The organism is Carboxydocella sporoproducens DSM 16521, from assembly GCF_900167165.1.
Taxonomy (GTDB): domain Bacteria; phylum Bacillota.
In genome coordinates this window covers 1-2,992 of record NZ_FUXM01000071.1, presented here as the reverse complement: position 1 = coordinate 2,992, position 2,992 = coordinate 1, and the positions used below count along the sequence as shown (strand labels likewise).

Sequence of the window (2,992 nt, the reverse complement as noted above, 5' to 3'; positions counted from 1 at the left end):
ATGAAAGAACTAGGTATAACCCTTATTCCAGCACGTTCACCCCAGGCCAAAGGTAGAGTAGAGCGACTATGGGAAACTCTTCAAAGCAGGCTCCCTGTTGAATTCAAAACTTTTTTAGCCCCCTAACTCATTTGGACACTAGAACTCTTAAGAGTTAAAATAATGTTAGGGGGCGATTTTATGATACGCAGAAAGTAAACCGCTGAATTTAAGAATCAAGTCATTAAGGAAGCGCTGGAAACAGGAAATAATGCCATAGTAGCAAGAAGGCACGAGCTGAATCCTAATATGGTCAGCCGCTGGGTAAGAGAATACAAACAGGGCAAACATCAATCTTTACCTGTGGAACATTCAACTATTAATGAAATTTATCCTGATTACAAGCAGCTTACTAAGGAAAATGAGCAGCTAAAGAAACTTCTTGGTGAAAAAGACCTGGAAATAGCTATTCTTCGTGATTTAGTAAAAAAGAAAAACCCTCACTTGCTGACAAGATTGAATATGGATTAATCTAGGGTACCCAGCAGTCAAAGTATTGCGTATCGTTGGGGTATCCAGGTCAACTTACTATTATCAGCTAAAGAGAGAATATGCCCAGAGGAGAGCAAGTGGGGGACGTCCCGTGCCTGGGTATTCTTGTGATGAACAAAAGACTAAGATAAGTGATGAAGAAATAAAAAAATGGCTATTACAGTTTATAGAAAATGAGGGCTTTGCCTATGGTTATATCAAATTGACCATGGCATTACGGAAAACTCTCGGACTGATCATCAATAAAAAGAAGGTTTATCGTTTATGTAAGCAACTGGGCAATCTACGTCCGCAAAGGAAAATAAAACCCAATCATCCCAAAAAACTGGCTAGGAACCGTACTATAAATAATTCAAACCAGTTATGGGAAACAGATTTGAAATATGGCTATATAGCGGGTGAAAAAAGATTTTTCTCTTTATTCTGTCATGTAATTGATGTATATGATAGGTCGATCGTCGGTTACCATATTGGTCTTTAATGCGAAGGTGTAGACGCTGCCAGAACACTGGAACAGGCATTATGGAAGCGAAAACTACTTGAGGAAGAAATTAAACCTGTGATCAGAACAGATATTGGTCCACAATTCAAATCTCGTATTTTCCAGGAAAAATGTCAGAGTCTGAAAATCGAACATGAACGTATTCCCAATAGAACACCGAACATGAATGCACACATAGAGGCATTTCATAGCATTCTAGAAGCAGAATGCTTAAGCTTGTATGAGTTCCAAACATATGCCGAAGCCTACAAAGTAGTAAGTGATTTTATAAAATTTTATAACGAAGAACGTATCCATTCAGGACTCAACTATTTATCGCCAGCTGAATTTATCGAGCTAGGCAGGAAGCAAAGAATAGGCAAAGAAATTAAGGTCTAAACCTCTCAACCGCAACTATTGAATAGCCAATTCGGAAATGGAGTCAAGGGCGAGCGTAGCGAGGGCGAAGCCTTTACCCTTGACGGAATTGAGGAATTGGCTAAAATAGGAATTCGGTTGAGAGAAAAACCAAAGAAAACTTGAGAATTTAAAAGTATGTGTCCAAAATTAGGGGGTTAGCCCGGGGAAACAGGGTGGTTTTTTGTTGTCTTTTTTAAAAAATGAACTAGAAAATTTTGACCTTATGGTCTTGACATATTACCGTAGGTCTTGTCTTCGCTGCCCAATGAATAATTTGTCTGCCAAAATTACTTATATTTACATATTTCGACATAAACTTACATATTCCTGCTTCCAATAATGAACAATTACGATTTTTGCTATTACAGATTGGATTTAATAAATCATACAATTTGTCGCCTTGTATACAGGATTTGGCAGCAGGAAATCAGGGAGAGGAGGGGAATATGTCATAAAAAACCAGCAAGGGGGAGTTGTTTGTGAAAAAAGTCCTTATCTCTTTTTTATTTGTGGTGTTTTTATTGCCAGCGACGATGGTCTGGGCCTGGGAGGACCATATCATCCTGGGGCGTACCTATGATGGGGAGGTGGATACCACCCATACCATTCCCGGCTATACCCTGGAGCAAATGCTGAAGTTTCTTTACTATGAGGCTAGCAATGTCGAGGAGATCCTGGCTATTGATGGAGTGCCCATCAGCAAAACAGCATGGAAGAAGTACGGGGGAAAAATCAATCCGAAGGTGAAAAAGCCCGACCCTATTGATACTACGCCGAGGGATCCGAGTATACCGATAGAAGTTAGTTTTTCCAACGGACATGTATTGTTTTTTCTGGATCAAAAGCCGGTGATGTACAAGAACAGGGTGATGGTACCTTTAAGAAGGCTGGCAGAGGCTTTCCGGGCTAACCTGGAATGGGATGGCCGGGAGCAAAAAATTACACTGCAGAGGGATAATACGACGATAATAGTTAAGATTGGTTCCAACAAGATGATTATTAATGGGGAAGAGAAAACGATGGATGTAGCGCCATATATTCTGAACAAAAGAACGATGGTTCCGGTCAGGTTTATCAGTGAGGCATTTGGCCATAAAATTTACTGGGACGGAAATGCAATGGCCGTAATTATTTATGTTGATACAGATTTCGAACCTGGAGGATATAGTCAATGAGAAAAAGATTTATTTACCATTTTTTGTTCATTTTCATATTTTTTAATGCAGCTAGTGCGAATCTCAATATAGATCACGAAGATTCTATTATGTTCGGTAATAAAGAAAATAGAAAACGAATATTTTATGACCCCACCTTTCCGCCCATTACCACCCAGTGGCAGGTGCAGCTGGCGCCAGCGGGTAAACCAGGGGAACCACCTATCCTGGGCCAGCCGGTTATTCTCAGCCAGGAACAAAATATCTACATCAAAGTCGGCCAGGAAATCCTGGCCTTAGACCTTAACAGTGGCCAGCTCCTCCAGCGCAAGCAGATTGAAACCACAGCCACCTTTCCTTCCATCTCCTCACCCACCTACAGGCAGGGCCGCCTTTTCTTTGGCAC

General features: G+C 40.7%; 4 protein-coding genes and 1 pseudogene. All 5 read left to right on the top strand.

Annotated features, from left to right (window positions below):
- Window positions 1-210 precede the first annotated feature (210 nt).
- A pseudogene (locus B5D20_RS13415) lies at window positions 211-510 on the top strand (transposase); the annotation flags it as partial.
- A gap of 112 nt (window positions 511-622) precedes the next feature.
- A complete protein-coding gene (locus B5D20_RS13410; protein WP_159073897.1) occupies window positions 623-1,012 on the top strand; it encodes an IS3 family transposase in 390 nt (129 codons plus the stop codon).
- 78 nt (window positions 1,013-1,090) lie between these two features.
- The gene (locus B5D20_RS13405; RefSeq protein ID WP_242952081.1) at window positions 1,091-1,411 is read left to right on the top strand and encodes an integrase core domain-containing protein; all 321 of its coding nucleotides are present in this window, start codon (window positions 1,091-1,093) and stop codon (window positions 1,409-1,411) included.
- A gap of 500 nt (window positions 1,412-1,911) precedes the next feature.
- Complete coding sequence (locus B5D20_RS13400) at window positions 1,912-2,607, top strand: copper amine oxidase N-terminal domain-containing protein (RefSeq protein WP_078666696.1); 696 nt, start codon at window positions 1,912-1,914, stop codon at window positions 2,605-2,607.
- Between the two features lie 89 nt (window positions 2,608-2,696).
- Window positions 2,697-2,992 (top strand): hypothetical protein (locus B5D20_RS13395; protein ID WP_143311884.1); only part of this gene is annotated, 296 nt, incomplete at its 3' end.